Below are 16,127 nucleotides of genomic sequence, written 5' to 3' on the forward strand. Positions count from 1 at the left end.
CGCTATCGCGAGCAGGCTCACTCCTACAGGGGGGGGGGCCTGAAATATCAGTGGGCGCCGGCCGCTTTGTTTAGGTCGCTGTCGGTCCACTCGGTGTAGACGCAGGCATCCGCCGTGGCCCAGCGCACCCGCACCGAATCCCCGGCCTTAAGCGGCATGCCCGCCGCCGACAACGCTTTGACCGTCATCGAAGTGCCGCCGGAGGTGACCACGCTGCAGGTCTGGCTCTCGCCGAGGAATAGCACTTCCACGACCTGTGCTGAAACCTCGTTCCAGCCCGCCGCCAACGGCTCATCGCTCGCTTGCGGCACGCTCAGCGCCAGGGCTTTTTCCGGGCGCACCATCAGCAGCACATCCTGATCCGTGTGCAAGCCAGCGGTCAGTCGAATCGACAACGACTGCCCTTCAAAACTTGCAACCGCGTTGCCCTGGGCCTTGAGCTTGAGGAAGTTCGAGTTGCCGAGGAACGACGCGACAAACGCATTCGGCGGATTCTGGTACAAGTCATAACCGCTGCCCAGGCCGACAATCTTGCCGTGACTGAAAATCGCGATGCGTTGCGACAGACGCATGGCTTCTTCCTGGTCGTGGGTCACGTAGACGATGGTGATGCCCAGGCGCCGATGCAGCTGGCGCAGTTCATCCTGCAAATCCTCACGCAGTTTCTTGTCCAGTGCGCCGAGCGGTTCGTCCATCAACAGAATGCGTGGCTCATAGACCAGCGCCCGGGCGATGGCGACCCGTTGCTGCTGGCCACCCGACAGTTGTGAAGGGCGGCGATGGGCGAACTGTTCGAGCTGCACCAGTTTCAACATGGCGTCGACACGCTTGTCACGTTCGGCGGCGGCGAGTTTGCGGATCGCCAGCGGAAACGCGATGTTGTCGCGCACCGACAGATGCGGAAACAGCGAGTAACGCTGGAACACCATGCCGATGTCGCGCTTGTGCGGTGGCACATTGACCAGCGACTGACCGTTGACCAGGATCTCGCCGCTGCTTGGCGTTTCGAACCCGGCGAGCATCGACAGCGTGGTGCTCTTGCCCGAGCCGCTGGAGCCGAGGAAAGTCAGGAATTCGCCGTCCTTGATGTCCAGCGAGATGTTGTCGACAGCAGCAAAGTCGCCGTAGTGCTTGTTCAGGTTGCGCAGGCTGACCAGGGGCTTGTCGTTCTGCTGGGATGCGTCTTTGATCACGGCACTCATGTCGTACTCCTGGCGCTCAAGCGCTGATTTCGTTGCGCCGGCGCAATGCGGCGGCGATCACCATGACCAAAACAGACAAGCCGATCAGCAGCGTCGAAGCGACGGCGATCACCGGGGTCAGGTCCTGGCGCAGGGTGGTCCACATTTTCACGGGAAGGGTTTGCAGGGTCGGGCTGGCCATCATCACGCTGAGCACCACTTCGTCCCACGAAACGAGGAAGGCGAAGAGGGCGCCGGCGACCATGCCCGGACGGATCGCCGGGAAGGTCACCTTGAACACCGCTTGCAGGCGCGAGGCGCCGCAGATCACCGCTGCATCTTCAATCGACTGATCGAACAGCTTCAGCGAGTTGATGATCGAGATGATGGTGAACGGCAACGCGACGATCACATGGCTGACGACGAACGCAAACATGGTCCCGGTGTAACCGAGCTTGAGGAACAGCGCATACACCGCCACGGCGATGATCACCAGCGGCACGATCATCGGCAGGGTGAACAGGCCATAGAGCATTTCCCGACCGGGAAAACGCCCGCGCACCAAGGCAAACGCGGTTGGCAAACCGAGGGCTACGGCGCAGATCGTGGTCAGCACGGCGACCTTGAGGCTGGCCGCTGCGGCGTTCATCCAGTCGGCGTTGGAGAAGAACTGGCCGTACCATTTCAATGTCCAGCCCGGCGGCGGGAACACCAGCCATTGCGACGAACCGAACGACAGCAGGACGATGAACACGATCGGCAGCAGCAGGAAAAGGCCGATCAGTCCGGTGGTGGCGTAGAGGCCGAAGCGCATCCGGCGGCTCATGGCATTGGGAGTCAGGAGCATCTCGGCTTACCTCGCGTTGCTGGCGCCAACCGGGGATTCCGGCTGAAGCTTCAGGTAGAAGTAGAACAGCACCAAAGTGATCGCGATCAGCAACGCGGCGCCGGCACTGGCCAGACCCCAGTTGAGGAACGATTGCACCTGCTGAATGATGAACTCCGGCAGCATCATGTTCTGCGCCCCGCCGAGCAGCGCCGGGGTGACGTAGTAACCGAGCGACATCACGAACACCATCAAACCACCGGAGGCCAGACCCGGCCGGCACAGCGGCAGGAACACCCGGAAGAAGTTGGTCCACGGACTCGCGCCGCAGATCGAGCCGGCCTGCAGGATCATCGGATCGATGGCCTGCATGGTCGCCTGCAACGGCAGCACAATGAACGGGATCATGATGTAGCTCATGCCGATCACTACGCCGGTGAGGTTGTGCACCATTTCCAGCGGCTGATCGATGATGCCCATTGCCATCAGAGCCTTGTTGATCACACCGGAGGCTTGCAGCAGCACCAGCCACGAATAGGTGCGGGCGAGCAGGCTGGTCCACATCGACAACAGCACGATGTTGAGGATCCAGCGTCCCCAGCCGCGCGGCACCAGCGTGATCGCCCAAGCCAGCGGAAAGCCCAGCAACAGGCTGAAGATCGTCACCAGCCCGGCCACCGAAAAGGTGTTGAGCAGCACCCGTGCGTACGCCGAGTTGGCGAACAGTTGTTGATAGTTGCCAAGGCCAGGCGTCGGTTCCAGCACGCCACGCAACAGCAGGCCAATCAACGGCGCGAGAAAGAACAGGCCGAGGAACAGCAGCGCCGGTGCGAGGTTGCCGGCGCCGCGCCAGCGTTGTCTGAGGGACGGGGCTTGTTGCATCGCAACCGCCTGTTTTGCGTGGGCTGAACCGGCAGCGCTGGTAGCGCTCCCGGAGACAGAGGAGGGACGGGACGCAGTGGCCGCCATTTTTATTTGACCAGCCATTCGTTCCACCGTGTCGCGATGGCTTGACCGTTCTTGGCCCAGTACGCGAAATCAAGAGTGATCTGATCCTTGGCGTAGGCAGTCGGCAGGTTCGGGGCCAGCACCGAGTCCAGGCGCGCCACGCTGTCGACGTTGACCGGGGCGTAGGCAGTCAGGTTGGAGAAGTCGGCCTGGCCTTTGGCACTGCTGGCGTTGGCCAGGAACTTCATCGCCGCGTCCTTGTTTTTCGAGCCTTTTGGAATCACCAGAATGTCGGCCATGACCAGGTTCTGCTTCCAGCTCACGCCCACTGGTGCGCCGTCTTCCTGCAGGGCGTGAATGCGGCCGTTCCAGAACTGGCCCATGCTCGCTTCACCGGAGGCCAGCAGTTGCTGCGACTGCGCGCCGCCGCCCCACCAGACGATGTCTTTCTTGATGGTGTCGAGTTTCTTGAAGGCGCGATCCAGGTCCAGCGGGTAGAGCTTGTCGGCCGGCACGCCGTCGGCCAGCAGCGCCAGTTCGAGCACGCCGGGGCTTGGCCATTTATAGAGAGCGCGTTTGCCGGGGTAGGTCTTGGTGTCGAACAGCGCGGTCCAGTCTTGCGGCTTGGCCGCGCCGAGCTTGCCTTCGTTGTAGCCGAGGACGAAGGAGAAAAAGAACGAGCCGACGCCGTAGTCGCTGACGAAACGCGGGTCGATCTTGTCGCGCTGGATGACTTTGAAATCGAGGGGTTCGAGCAGGCCTTCGGCGGCGGCGCGCAGGGCGAAGTCAGCTTCGACATCGACTACGTCCCACTGCACGTTGCCGCTCTCGACCATGGCCTTGAGTTTGCCGTAGTCGGTCGGGCCGTCCTGCACCACGGTGATGCCGCTGGCCTTGCTGAACGGATCGGCCCAGGCCTGTTTCTGCGCATCCTGGGTGCTACCGCCCCAGCTGACAAAGTTCACACTCTCGGCGGCCATCGCGGCCTGGCCGGTCACGCTCAGCAGTCCCGCAAAAAAGATCGCGGTTGCAGCTTTGTTCAACACCATTTTTACGCCCTCATTGTTGTGTTTTTGAGCGGGCTTGCGTTGTTGCCCGCCTGTCGGGAGCAGTAGCTGGACGGTTTTTCAGGTCGCCCGGTCTATGGAATATCATATTATGGTATTCCAAGCTTTGTGCAAGCACTTTGCCTTACCGGTTATCTGGCGAATCTGTTTTTTTTGGGGTTGTGAGATGCCGATCTGAAATGCAAAACCCTGTGGGAGGGGGCTTGCTCCCGAATGCGCTCGATCATTCAACATTGATGTCGACTGATACGGAGCCTTGGGGAGCAAGCCCCCTCCCACAGTTGGAATTGTGTTTGGCTTGGGTTATTCGCTGAACGGAATACTCTCGACCACTTCCAGGTCATACCCGGTCAATCCCGCGTATTTCAATGGCGGCCCAAGGTGGCGCAGCTTGCCCACCCCCAGGTTCTGCAGAATCTGCGCCCCGGTCCCGACCTCCGAATAGATCCGCGATTGCGAGCGGCTGAACTGCCGTGGCGGCTGGGTCAGTTGCGGCACGCGCTCGAGCAACGCCTGCGATGACTCGTGATTGGCTAACACCACCACGACGCCATGACCTTCCGCCGCGACCCGTTGCAGCGCCGCCCACAGCGTCCAGTTGCTCGGCCCGCTGTATTCGGCTCCGACCAGATCACGCAGCGGATCGATCACATGCACGCGCACCAGCGTAGGCTCTTCGCGGCGCAGATCGCCCATGACCATCGCCATGTGCACGCCACCCTCGATGCGGTCTTCAAAGGTGATCAGGCGGAAAGTGCCGTGCACCGTCGGCAGCTCACGTTCGCCGATGCGTTCGATGGTGTGCTCGGTGCTCAGGCGATAGTGGATCAGGTCGGCGATGGTGCCGATCTTGATCCCGTGCCTGCGCGCGAACACTTCCAGGTCCGGGCGACGCGCCATGGTGCCGTCGTCGTTCATCACCTCGACGATCACCGAGGCCGGGGTGAAACCGGCGAGGCGCGCCAGATCGCAACCGGCTTCGGTGTGGCCGGCGCGGGTCAGCACGCCGCCTTCCTTGGCGCGCAGCGGGAAAATGTGCCCGGGCTGCACCAGGTCTTCCGCCCGGGCGTCTTTTGCCACAGCGGCAGCGACCGTACGCGCGCGGTCAGCCGCAGAAATACCGGTGGTGACGCCAGTCGCCGCTTCAATCGACACGGTGAACGCGGTGCTGAACACGCTGCCATTGCTCGGCACCATCTGCTCCAGGCCCAGGCGCTGGCAGTGTTCGTCGGTCAGCGTCAGGCAAATCAGCCCGCGCGCTTCGCGGGCCATGAAGCTGATCGCCTCGGGTGTGCAGCAGTCGGCAGCCAGCAGCAGGTCGCCTTCGTTTTCCCGATCTTCGTCATCGACCAGCAGCACCATTTTGCCGAGGCGATAATCTTCGATGATTTCTTCGATGCTGTTGAAGGCCATGCTGGACTCTCGATGTGGATGAAATTTGTGGTATACCATAATACAAATTTAACCAAGAGGTCACTATGAAGGCGTACTGGATTGCCCACGTCGATGTCGCGGATGCCGAGCACTACAGCCAATACACCCAGCGCGCCCCGAAAGCGTTCGCCGAGTTCGGTGCGAGGTTTCTGGCTAGAGGCGGGCGCAGCGAAGCAATGGAAGGTCGGGCGACGCCACAGCGCAGCGTGGTGATTGAATTCGATAGCTACGAGCAAGCGCTGGCGTGCTATCGCTCGGCGGCGTATCAGGAGGCGAAAAGCTACCGCGAGGAGTGGGCGAGGGCGGAGATCGTCATCGTCGAAGGCATCGCCCCGCTTTAAGCCACACTACAAATCCCTTGTGGGAGCGGGCTTGCTCGCGAATGCGGTCAATCATTCAACATTTCTAGCGACTGACACGACGCCTTCGCGAGCAAGCCCGCTCCCACAGGGGTAGAGGTGATGCTCAGCGGATGAAATGAATCTTGCCGCTGTCATCATTGCCCATGTAGATCCCATACACCCCAGCCTGGCGTTCCTCGATATAACGCTCGAGAATCTGCCGGATCGCCGGGTAGTAAATCTGCTCCCACGGGATGTCTTCAGGGGCGAAGAACTTGTAGTCCAGGGTTTCGGGGCCATATTGCCCGGTGATCTCCAGCGCGATGGCGCGGAAGATGATGTACACCTCGCTGATCTTCGGCACGCTGAAAATCGAGTACGGCGAGACGACTTCCGCGCGCACACCGCTTTCTTCCCAGACTTCGCGCAGCGCCGCCTGTTCAGTGGTTTCGCCGCTTTCCATGAAGCCGGCCGGCAGCGTCCAGGTGCCCGGGCGCGGCGGGATCGCTCGTTGGCACAAGAGGTATTTGCCGTCCTGCTCGATGATGCAGCCTGCGATGATCTTCGGATTGACGTAGTGGATGTAGCCGCAGCCGCGGCACATCAGGCGCTCGTGCGTATCGCCCGGCGGTATCTGCTGACCGAGGTCAGGGCCACCGCATTTCGGGCAAAAGCTGGGGCTGAACATGTCAGTGACCTATGCGCGGTTCTTTCAGCGCGATGGGCAGGGTGATGTTCGGCGTGGCGCCGGTCTCTTCCTGCTTGCGCTTGAGGTAATCGAGGGCCACGGTCGCTGCGGCACGGACGTGATCGACACAGGCCTGATGCGCCGCCAGCGGGTCGCCGCTCTTGATCGCCTCGACCATTTTTTCCATTTCCTGGTTACTCGCGCCGCGCCGGTTTTCCTGAGACACCGAGGTCGCACGCAGGTAGCTGATGCGCGCCTGCAACTGGCGCAGCTGCGTGGCTGCGACATGGTTGCCCGAGCCTTCGAGCAGCACGTCATAGAAGCCCTGCACCGAGTCGATCACCTGTTGCAGTTCGCCGTCCTTGAGCGCCTTGCGGTTCTCGTCCAGGGCTTTTTCCAGGGCTTTGATGTCCTTGGCTTTGGCGCGCAGGGTGAACAGCTGGACGATCAGGCCTTCGAGTACGCAACGCAGCTCATAGATGTCGACCGCATCGGCGAGGGTGATGATCGCCACCCGTGGCCCTTTGGCGTCGGCAAACTCCACCAGACCTTCGGATTCGAGGTGACGCAAGGCTTCGCGAACGGAAGTGCGGCTGACGCCAAGGCGATCGCACAGATCGCGCTCTACCAGACGATCCCCTGGCATGAGCTGGAAATTCATGATCGCGCTACGCAGTTTGTCCAGCACGATTTCGCGCAGGGTAACGGGGTTGCGATTGACCTTGAAGCTGTCGTCGAGTGGCTGGCGTTTCATGGGGTCCGCTCTTGATGTTGGCTGTCCATGCCAGACGGGCATCTAAACAGCCGAGGGGTTAACTGGAGGCCTCGGCGTCGGCTTCGGCGAAGGCTTCACGGGCGAGCCGGAAACTGTCCACGGCTGCCGGAACCCCGCAATAAATGCCGACCTGAAGCAGAATTTCGCGTATTTGCTCACGACTCAGGCCGTTACGCAAGGCGCCGCGCACATGCAGCTTGAGTTCATGCGGACGGTTGAGCGCCGAGATCATCGCCAGGTTGATCATGCTGCGCTCCTTGAGCGACAAACCCTCACGCCCCCAGACATGGCCCCAGCAGTATTCGGTGACCATTTCCTGCAGCGGGCGGGTAAAATCGTCGGCGTTTTCCATCGAGCGCTGCACGTAAGCTTCACCCAGCACCTGAGTGCGAATCTTCAAACCCTTTTCATACTTCTCGTTACTCATCATTCCTCCTCACAACGCATACCCACCTGTTGGAATGAAACCTGTGGTGAGGGGATTTATCCCCGACGGGGTGCGAAGCAGCCCCAACACCTGCAACCGCGATTTGCCAGACATACCGCGTGCGATGGTTTTACGGCTGCTTCGCAGCCGGTCGGGGATAAATCCCCTCACCACAATGGGCAGTTCCACAGTGGGATGTGTGTGGATCTGTCAGGCCAGGGGCGGCAACGGCCCGAGCTTGCCCTTGTGATAAATCATCGGCGTCACCGGTTGCTCGGGCAGGATCAGGTTCTTCACCGCGCCAACGATAATCGCGTGATCACCACCATCGTATTCCCGCCACAACTCGCACTCGATGATCGCCGTGGCCTTGGCGAGGATCGGGTTACCGAGTTCGCTCAGATGCCATTCGATGTTCTTGGCCTTGTCTTTACCTTTACCGGCAAACGCATAGGCCTCAGCCGTCTGGTCGGCGGACAGCAAATGGATCGCGAATTTCTTGCTGTCGCGCAGCACCGGGTAGGTATCGGAGGCATAGTTGGGGCAGAACAGCACCAGCGCCGGATCAATCGACAGTGCGCTGAAGGCGCTGGCGGTGATGCCGACGATGGCGCCCTCCGGGTCGAGGGTGGTGACCACCGTGACTCCGGACGGGAATGAACTCATGACGTCTTTGTAAATGCCGGGTTCGATCATTTCGCAGGACTCCTAGCGCATCACAAACGGATCAGGCATTGGCGCCTGGGAAAGGTTGATCCACACCGTTTTCAGTTCGGTGTAGGCCAGCACCGAATCGATGCCGCTTTCGCGTCCATAGCCACTGTTCTTGAAACCGCCGATCGGCGCCATCGCTGACACCGCGCGGTAGGTGTTGACCCAGATGATCCCCGAGCGCACGTCGCGGGCGAGGCGATGGGCGCGGCCCAGGTCGCGGGTCCAGATGCCGGCGGCGAGGCCGAACTGCGAGTCGTTGGCGATCGCCAGCGCTTGGGCTTCATCTTTGAAGCGAATCACCGAAGCCACCGGGCCAAAGACTTCTTCCTGCATGATCTTCATCGAATTGCGGTCGCACTCGAACAGCGTCGGCTCGTAGAACCAGCCGTCACCGAGATCGGTGGGTCGCTTGCCGCCCGTGCGTAACCGCGCACCTTCAGCGATGGCATCGGCCACCAGCCCTTCGACCACCGCCAGTTGTTGCGCAGTGGCCATCGGGCCCATTTCGCTGTGGTCTTCCTGCGGGTTGCCGATGCGGATGCGCTGGGCGCGTTCGACCAGGCGGCTGACGAACTCGTCGTAGATTTCGTCCTGCACCAGCAAACGTGAGCCGGACACGCAGCTCTGGCCCGAGGCGGCGTAGATCCCGGCGATGGCGCCGTTGATCGCGCTGTCCAGATCGGCGTCGGCGAAGATGATGTTCGGCGATTTGCCGCCGAGTTCCAGCGACAGCTTGGCGAAGTTCTCGGCGCTGCTGCGCACCACATGCCGGGCCGTGGCCGCGCCGCCGGTAAAGGCGATCTTGCGGATCAGCGGATGGCGGGTGAGGGCGGCGCCGGTGCTCGGCCCGTAACCGGTGACAACGTTGACCACACCCGGCGGAATCCCGGCTTCGAGGGCCAGACGTGCCAGCTCAAGGATGGTAGCCGAGGCGTGCTCGGACGGCTTGATCACGATGGTGTTGCCGGCGGCAAGGGCCGGCGCCAGTTTGATCGCGGTCAGGTACAGCGGACTGTTCCACGGAATGATCGCGGCGACCACACCCATCGCTTCGTGCACGGTGTAGGCGAACAGGTCGGGCTTATCCAGCGGCAGCGTGCCGCCTTCGAGCTTGTCGGCAAGGCCGGCGGTGTAATGGAAGAACTCCGGCAGATAGCTGACTTGGCCACGGGTTTCGCGGATCAGCTTGCCGTTGTCGCGGCTTTCCAGCTGCGCCAGTTGTTCTTTATTTTCAGCGATCAAGTCGCCGAGACGGCGCAGCAGTTTGCCGCGCGCGGTAGCGGTGAGGCCGCGCCAGGCCGGGCTGTCGAAAGCCGTCTGTGCCGCTTGCACGGCACGTTCGACGTCAGCTTCGTCAGCGTCAGGCAGCTCGGCCCAGGCTTGCGCGGAAGCCGGGTTGAGGCTTTCGAAGGTCTTGCCGGAGAGGGCGTCGACCCATTCTCCGCCGATGCACATCTGGAAGCGTGCGAGTGTCATGCAACGATCCCCTTTATTTGGTTTTGTCGGGAGTGTGCGAATTCGAGAAATTCCAGCAGCGTCTGGTTGACCAGGCGCGGCGACTCTACCGGCATCATATGCCGTTGCTCGGGCAGCACCGCAACCTTCGCACCGGGGATGCGCCGGGCCAGTTGCTCGGCCATTTCCGGGGTTGAACCGGGGTCGAGTTCGCCGGTGGCGATCAGCGTCGGTGCCTGAATGCTGCCGAGGTCGTCGGCGCGGTACATGTCTTGAGTCGCGAACAGCTCGTAAGTGGTCAGGTAACCCTGCGGATCGTTGCCGGCCAGGGTCTGGCGAATGGCCGCGATCTGCGCCGGGTTAGCCGCCTGATATTCGCGGCTGAACCAGCGTGACAGCGCCGCTTCGGCGTTGGCATCCGGACCGTGTTCGGCGGCTTGTGCCGTGCGGGCGATGACGCCGGCGCGCTGTTCTTCGCTGCGGTTGAACACGCTGTTCAGGACCACCAGGCTTTGCAGGCGCTCGGGGTAATGCAGGGCAAACGCCCGCGCCACCAGCCCGCCCATGGAGAAGCCGATCACCGCTGCCTGAGGCAGATTCAGGTGGTCGAGCAGCTCCAGCAACTGATCGGCGTAGCCGAGCAGGTCGGTGCCGCTGGCCGGTCGCGGGCTGGCGCCGTGGCCGAGCATGTCGTAGGCGATCACCCGATATTGGCTGGCGAGGCCAACAATCTGGCCACCCCACATTTCTTTGTTCAGGCCCACGCCGTGGATCAAGACCACGGGCTGGCCTTGGCCGGTCGCCAGGTAACTGGTGCCAGCCGGGGTGAGTTCAGCGGTGAGCCGAATCATGGAGCGCTCCTGCAATGCCTTTTTATTGTGATTACTGGGCTTTTTCGGCGGCCAGTTCTTCCAGATCGATGTAGCGGTTACCGATGCGCGGGTGCAGGCGACCACCGTCGGCGCAACCGAGCACCACGACGATTTCGTCGGCACGCGGGGCGTCTTCGATCTGCATTTCCAGGGTGATGTAGTGCGAGCGCTGGCCTTCGTCGTCCTTGTGCATCATCGGGATCTGGATCGAGGTGCCCGGGCCGCCGCGCTTGTTGGTGAAGCTCAGGTAGCTCTTGGCCTTGACCGCTTCGCGGTAGTGATTGCCGAAGCGCAGGGTGTGGATCACCGCCGAGGCGTGTTCGATCTCGCCGTCGGCACCGACGACTGCTGCCTTGCCGTAGGCCTCGATCTTTTCGGCGCCGCCGATGATGCCCACCAGACGCTCAACCATTAGTGCGCCGAGGTCGGAGCAGTTGGCGCGGATCTGCGGTTTCAGGTCCTCGACAAAGCCGTTGCCCACCCAAGGGTTCTTCATCACCACGGCCAGGCCGACCATGGTCACCGGCTTGTCAGTGGCCTTGCCGCCTTCGATGAAGGTTTCTTCGACATAGCTGACGATCTTGCGAATTTCGAAACTCATGAGCTGCTCCGTTGGGGGATTGAGAGTGTCTGTGCGTCTGATGGTATACCATAATACCTATCGTGCAAGTCCCCCATGCAAGATTTGCCGCATCCATCCGGCGAATGGTGATGTATTCACCGTCGACCGCAATCTCGAGTACACCAACAACCCCGTGTGGGAGGGGGCTTGCTCCCGAAAGCGGTGGATCAGTCGACATTTATGGTGGCTGACACGACGCTTTCGCGAGCAAGCCCGCTCCCACAGTGGAGTTCACTCAAAACCTCAGTCTCGCGGTTAACAAAAGATAACGTGGCGCCGATTGTCAGACGTTTCCAAAGCCCGATAGGATGAGCCAGCTTCCCAAGGCGCTCTGGGCTGCGGGTTTCACGGCTATGCTTGTGACCCATCAGTCACCACGAGCACCCTTGCGGCGCCCTAAGGCCGAACGGTCTAACAATAATAAATAGGGGAAGGTCTATGAGTCGTTGCCGCCCGCCGGCGTTACGCAACACCGCGTTGCTGGCCACAGCACTCACTCTGCTGGGCTGTGCTGCCTTGTCGGCACCCGCACTGGCCGCCGAAGCGCCGGCCGACGGGGTGTATTCCACCGAATCGGCCAAAGCCGCCAAAAGCCTGATGCTCGATGTCGCCCACGCCGGCACCCGGTTGGTGGCGGTCGGTGATCGCGGGCACATTCTCTATTCCGATGACCAGGGCAAGACCTGGGCCCAGGCCAAGGTGCCGACCCGGCAACTGCTGACGGCGGTGTACTTCGTCGATGACAAGCACGGCTGGGCCGTGGGCCACGACGCACAGGTGCTTGCCAGCGAAGACGGCGGCCTGACCTGGAATAAACAGTTCGAAGACCTCAAGCGCGAAGCGCCGCTGCTCGACGTCTGGTTCCAGAACGTCAACCACGGCGTCGCCGTCGGCGCTTACGGCGCCTTGCTGGAAACCACCGATGGCGGCAAAAACTGGCAGGACGTCAGCGACCGCCTCGACAACCAGGACCAGTTTCACCTCAACGCCATCGCGGCGGTCAAGGACGCTGGCTTGTTCATCGTTGGCGAGCAGGGCAGCATGTTCCGCTCCCCCGACTGGGGCCAGACCTGGGAAAAACTCCAGGGCCCGTATCAAGGCTCGCTGTTCGGCGTGATTGGCACCGCCCAGGCACAAACCCTGTTGGCCTACGGCCTGCGCGGCAACCTCTATCGCTCCAGCGACTTCGGCAGCACCTGGCAGCAAGTCGAACTGAAAGCCGCACGTGGCTCACTGGAATTCGGCCTGTCCGGCGCGACACTGCTCGCGGACGGCTCGATCGTGATCGTCGGCAACGGCGGCTCGGTGATCAGCAGCAGCGACAACGGTGAAACCTTCAGTGTCTTCAACCGCCCGGACCGCATTTCGCTGTCTTCGGTGACGGCCGCCGGCGACGGCAATCTGATTCTGACCGGGCAGGGTGGCGTTCACACCACGCAGCCAAACGGCGCCGAGATCAATAATAAGAAGGCGGGGCTATGACTTCCTTGAGCACTCATCATCAGGACAAGGCGACGTTTCTCGAACGTCTGATTTTCAACAATCGCCCGGCAGTGATCCTGATCTGCCTGGTGGTCAGCATCTTCCTGTTCTGGCAGGCCACGCTGATCCGGCCGTCCACCAGTTTCGAAAAAATGATCCCGCTCAAGCATCCGTTCATCGAGAAGATGATGGAGCACCGCAATGATCTGGCGAACCTGGGCAACACCGTGCGGATTTCGGTGGAAGCCAAAGATGGCGACATCTTCTCCAAGGAGTACATGGAGACCCTGCGTCAGATCAACGACGAGGTGTTCTACATCTCCGGCGTCGACCGCTCCGGCCTCAAGTCGCTGTGGAGTCCGAGCGTGCGCTGGACCGAAGTGACCGAAGAGGGCTTTGCCGGCGGTGAAGTGATCCCGCAGAGCTACGACGGCTCGCCGGACAGCCTTGACATGCTGCGCAACAACGTCCTCAAGTCGGGGCAGGTCGGGCGGCTGGTGTCCAACGACTTCAAGTCGAGCATCGTCGACATCCCGCTGCTGGAGTCCTACCCGGACCCGCAGGACCAGGGCAAGCTGCTGGCGCTGGACTACCGCCAGTTCTCCCACGAACTGGAAGACAAGATCCGCAACAAGTTCGAAGCGCAGAACCCCAACGTCAAAATCCACATCGTCGGCTTTGCCAAGAAGGTCGGCGACCTGATCGACGGCCTGGTGATGGTGGTGATGTTCTTCGGCATCGCTTTCGTCATCACCCTGATCCTGCTGCTGTGGTTCACCAACTGCCTGCGCAGCACCATCGCGGTGTTGAGCACCACGCTGGTGGCGGTGGTCTGGCAACTCGGGCTGATGCACTTTTTCGGCTTCGGGCTGGATCCGTATTCGATGCTGGTGCCGTTCCTGATCTTCGCCATCGGCATTTCCCACGGCGTGCAGAAGATCAACGGTATCGCCCTGCAATCGAGTGAGGCGGACAACGCCCTGACCGCCGCGCGGCGCACCTTCCGGCAACTGTTCCTGCCGGGGATGATCGCGATCCTTGCCGACGCCGTGGGCTTCATCACCCTGCTGATCATCGACATCGGGGTGATCCGCGAACTGGCGATCGGCGCTTCCATCGGTGTGGCGGTGATCGTGTTCACCAACCTGATCCTGCTGCCGGTGGCGATTTCCTATGTCGGCATCAGCAAGCGCGCGATTGCCAGGAGCAAGAAGGACGCGAATCGCGAACATCCGTTCTGGCGCATGCTGTCGAACTTCGCCAGCCCGAAAGTCGCACCGATCTCCATCGCTCTGGCGCTGATCGCCTTCGGCGGCGGCCTCTGGTACAGCCAGAACCTGAAAATCGGCGACCTCGACCAGGGCGCGCCGGAGCTGCGTCCGGACTCGCGCTACAACAAGGACAACAACTTCATCATCAACAACTATTCCACCAGTTCCGACGTGCTGGTGGTGATGGTCAAGACCGCCACCGAAGGCTGCTCGCGCTACGAGGCGATGGCGCCGATCGATGAGCTGATGTGGAAGATGCAGAACACCGAGGGTGTGCAATCGGCGATCTCGCTGGTGACCGTGTCCAAGCAGATGATCAAGGGCATGAACGAGGGCAACCTGAAATGGGAAACCCTGTCGCGCAACCCGGACGTGCTGAACAACTCGATTGCCCGCGCCGACGGCCTGTACAACAACAGCTGTTCGCTGGCGCCGGTGCTGATCTTCCTCAACGACCACAAGGCCGAAACCCTCGACCGGGCAGTGCACGCGGTGCAGGAATTCGCCAAGGCCAACAACAAGGACGGTCTGGAATTCATCCTCGCGGCCGGTAACGCCGGGATCGAGGCGGCCACCAACGAGGTGATCAAACAGGCCGAGCTGACCATCCTGATCCTGGTGTACATCTGCGTGGCGGTGATGTGCATGATCACCTTCCGCTCGTGGGCGGCGACCCTGTGCATCGTCCTGCCGCTGGTGCTGACCTCGGTGCTGGGCAACGCGCTGATGGCGTTCATGGGCATCGGCGTGAAAGTCGCGACCCTGCCGGTGGTGGCGCTGGGCGTGGGGATCGGCGTCGATTACGGCATCTACATCTACAGCCGTCTGGAAAGTTTCCTGCGGGCCGGGCTGCCGTTGCAGGAAGCCTATTACCAGACCCTGAAATCCACCGGTAAAGCGGTGCTGTTCACCGGTCTGTGCCTGGCCATCGGCGTGTGCACCTGGATCTTCTCGGCGATCAAGTTCCAGGCCGACATGGGCCTGATGCTGACCTTCATGCTGCTGTGGAACATGTTCGGTGCGCTGTGGCTGTTGCCAGCGCTGGCCAAGTTCCTGATCAAACCGGAGAAACTGGCGGGGCAGAAGGGCAATTCGTTGTTTGCCCACTGATCGGCAGGCCTGAAACGACAAAGCCGCAACCCGAGGGTTGCGGCTTTTTTTATCCCGCGAATTTCACACATCCATTGTAGGAGTGAGCCTGCTCGCGATAGCGGTGTATCAGGCAGCGATTCTTTAGCTGATATACCGCTATCGCGAGCAGGCTCACTCCTACAGGGGATTTGTGCAGGTCAGGAGAGCTCGGTGCCAAGCACGGCGCTCAGCGCACTGCGCGCATCATCCAGCTGCACCAGCGTCGCGTGGCGGGCGCCAAGGGCATCACGGTTCTCGATCGCAGTGAGAATCGCCTTGTGTCGTGGCAGCGCCAGCTCATGCAGATTCGGTCGCTGGTTCGAATGCTTCAGCGCCTCGGCAATTGCCACCGAGAGCATGTTGCACAGGTTCGCCAGCAAATCGTTGTGGGTCGCGTCGGCGATGCGGCTGTGGAAGTCCAGATCCGGTTGCAGCAAGGCTTCCGGGGTCGGTGCCGCTTCCATGCGCTGATAGGCTTCGCCGATGGCCGCGATGTCGGCGTCGGTCGCATGCTGGGCGGCGAGGGCGGCGGCGGCCGGTTCGATGATGCTGCGCACGCTGGTCAGCACATTGAAGAATTCATTCTGCGGGCTGCTTTGCATCAGCCAGTGCAACACGTCCGGGTCGAGCATGTGCCATTCCCGACGCGCCTTGACCACCGTGCCGACCCGTGGTCTGGAATACACCAGCCCCTTGGCCACCAGCACCCGCGTGGCTTCGCGCAACACCGGCCGGCTCACCGCGTACTCCTCGCAGAGCAAGGCTTCGGCGGGCAGCTTGTCGTCCGGCAAAAAGCGTCCGGAGACGATCTGCATGCCCAGTTCCTGGACAATGCGCGAGTGCATGCTTTTGCGGTCGGAAGGTTTGCGGTAATCCATGGGGAACGGCGCGAT

The 16,127-nt window shown here is 61.6% G+C and carries 16 protein-coding genes; 3 read left to right on the top strand and 13 right to left on the bottom strand.

What is annotated here, in order from left to right; translation table 11 throughout:
- Positions 1–47: 47 nt before the first annotated feature.
- From QMK55_RS25235 to ribBA, 5 genes are all read right to left on the bottom strand, one after another.
- Positions 48–1,202 carry an ABC transporter ATP-binding protein gene (locus QMK55_RS25235; protein WP_102356550.1) on the bottom strand — a complete coding sequence of 385 codons (1,155 nt, stop codon included), beginning with the start codon at positions 1,200–1,202 and terminating at the stop codon, positions 48–50.
- 16 nt (positions 1,203–1,218) lie between these two features.
- Positions 1,219–2,028 carry an ABC transporter permease gene (locus tag QMK55_RS25240; RefSeq protein ID WP_025111627.1) on the bottom strand — a complete coding sequence of 270 codons (810 nt, stop codon included), beginning with the start codon at positions 2,026–2,028 and terminating at the stop codon, positions 1,219–1,221.
- Positions 2,029–2,034: 6 nt separating this feature from the next.
- Positions 2,035–2,994, bottom strand: coding sequence for an ABC transporter permease (locus QMK55_RS25245; RefSeq protein WP_102356548.1), 960 nt, complete (start codon positions 2,992–2,994; stop codon positions 2,035–2,037).
- Positions 2,979–4,004 (bottom strand): ABC transporter substrate-binding protein, encoded by a 1,026-nt coding sequence (locus QMK55_RS25250; RefSeq protein WP_102356547.1) that lies wholly within the window; start codon positions 4,002–4,004, stop codon positions 2,979–2,981. The genes QMK55_RS25245 and QMK55_RS25250 overlap by 16 nt, the downstream gene beginning before the upstream one ends.
- Positions 4,005–4,325: 321 nt before the next feature.
- Entirely contained in the window at positions 4,326–5,435 is a 1,110-nt protein-coding gene (gene ribBA / locus QMK55_RS25255; RefSeq protein WP_102356546.1) for a bifunctional 3,4-dihydroxy-2-butanone-4-phosphate synthase/GTP cyclohydrolase II, read from the bottom strand.
- Positions 5,436–5,500: 65 nt separating this feature from the next.
- On the opposite strand from ribBA, the gene QMK55_RS25260 reads away from it, so the two are divergent.
- Positions 5,501–5,797 carry a DUF1330 domain-containing protein gene (locus tag QMK55_RS25260; protein ID WP_320330202.1) on the top strand — a complete coding sequence of 99 codons (297 nt, stop codon included), beginning with the start codon at positions 5,501–5,503 and terminating at the stop codon, positions 5,795–5,797.
- A 124-nt stretch (positions 5,798–5,921) separates the two neighbouring features.
- Here the strand turns inward: QMK55_RS25260 and QMK55_RS25265 are convergent, their stop codons facing one another.
- The 7 genes from QMK55_RS25265 to QMK55_RS25295 all read right to left on the bottom strand — a co-directional run bounded on the left by QMK55_RS25265 (position 5,922) and on the right by QMK55_RS25295 (position 11,329).
- Entirely contained in the window at positions 5,922–6,485 is a 564-nt protein-coding gene (locus QMK55_RS25265) for an NUDIX hydrolase (RefSeq protein ID WP_102356544.1), read from the bottom strand.
- Between the two features lies 1 nt (position 6,486).
- Complete coding sequence (locus QMK55_RS25270) at positions 6,487–7,239, bottom strand: GntR family transcriptional regulator (protein WP_102356543.1); 753 nt, start codon at positions 7,237–7,239, stop codon at positions 6,487–6,489.
- A 58-nt stretch (positions 7,240–7,297) separates the two neighbouring features.
- On the bottom strand, positions 7,298–7,687 hold the full coding sequence (locus QMK55_RS25275; RefSeq protein WP_102356542.1) for a carboxymuconolactone decarboxylase family protein: 390 nt from the start codon (positions 7,685–7,687) through the stop codon (positions 7,298–7,300).
- A gap of 210 nt (positions 7,688–7,897) precedes the next feature.
- Positions 7,898–8,383 (bottom strand): flavin reductase family protein, encoded by a 486-nt coding sequence (locus QMK55_RS25280; protein ID WP_320330203.1) that lies wholly within the window; start codon positions 8,381–8,383, stop codon positions 7,898–7,900.
- 12 nt (positions 8,384–8,395) lie between these two features.
- A complete protein-coding gene (locus QMK55_RS25285; RefSeq protein WP_102356540.1) occupies positions 8,396–9,877 on the bottom strand; it encodes an aldehyde dehydrogenase in 1,482 nt (493 codons plus the stop codon).
- Complete coding sequence (locus QMK55_RS25290; RefSeq protein WP_320330204.1) at positions 9,874–10,707, bottom strand: alpha/beta fold hydrolase; 834 nt, start codon at positions 10,705–10,707, stop codon at positions 9,874–9,876. The genes QMK55_RS25285 and QMK55_RS25290 overlap by 4 nt, the downstream gene beginning before the upstream one ends.
- Before the next feature lie 31 nt (positions 10,708–10,738).
- A complete protein-coding gene (locus QMK55_RS25295; protein WP_098964278.1) occupies positions 10,739–11,329 on the bottom strand; it encodes an amino acid synthesis family protein in 591 nt (196 codons plus the stop codon).
- A 459-nt stretch (positions 11,330–11,788) separates the two neighbouring features.
- Here QMK55_RS25295 and QMK55_RS25300 point away from each other — a divergent pair, with 459 nt between their 5' ends.
- Both QMK55_RS25300 and QMK55_RS25305 read left to right on the top strand, forming a co-directional pair.
- Positions 11,789–12,832: a WD40/YVTN/BNR-like repeat-containing protein gene (locus QMK55_RS25300; RefSeq protein WP_102356538.1), complete on the top strand. Its 1,044-nt coding sequence runs from the start codon at positions 11,789–11,791 to the stop codon at positions 12,830–12,832.
- Positions 12,829–15,213: an efflux RND transporter permease subunit gene (locus QMK55_RS25305; RefSeq protein ID WP_102356537.1), complete on the top strand. Its 2,385-nt coding sequence runs from the start codon at positions 12,829–12,831 to the stop codon at positions 15,211–15,213. The genes QMK55_RS25300 and QMK55_RS25305 overlap by 4 nt, the downstream gene beginning before the upstream one ends.
- Before the next feature lie 179 nt (positions 15,214–15,392).
- On the opposite strand, the gene QMK55_RS25310 is transcribed toward QMK55_RS25305, so the two are convergent.
- Positions 15,393–16,112 (bottom strand): FadR/GntR family transcriptional regulator, encoded by a 720-nt coding sequence (locus QMK55_RS25310; RefSeq protein WP_102356536.1) that lies wholly within the window; start codon positions 16,110–16,112, stop codon positions 15,393–15,395.
- Positions 16,113–16,127 lie beyond the last annotated feature (15 nt).

The organism is Pseudomonas sp. P8_229 (genome assembly GCF_034008635.1).
GTDB lineage: Bacteria > Pseudomonadota > Gammaproteobacteria > Pseudomonadales > Pseudomonadaceae > Aquipseudomonas.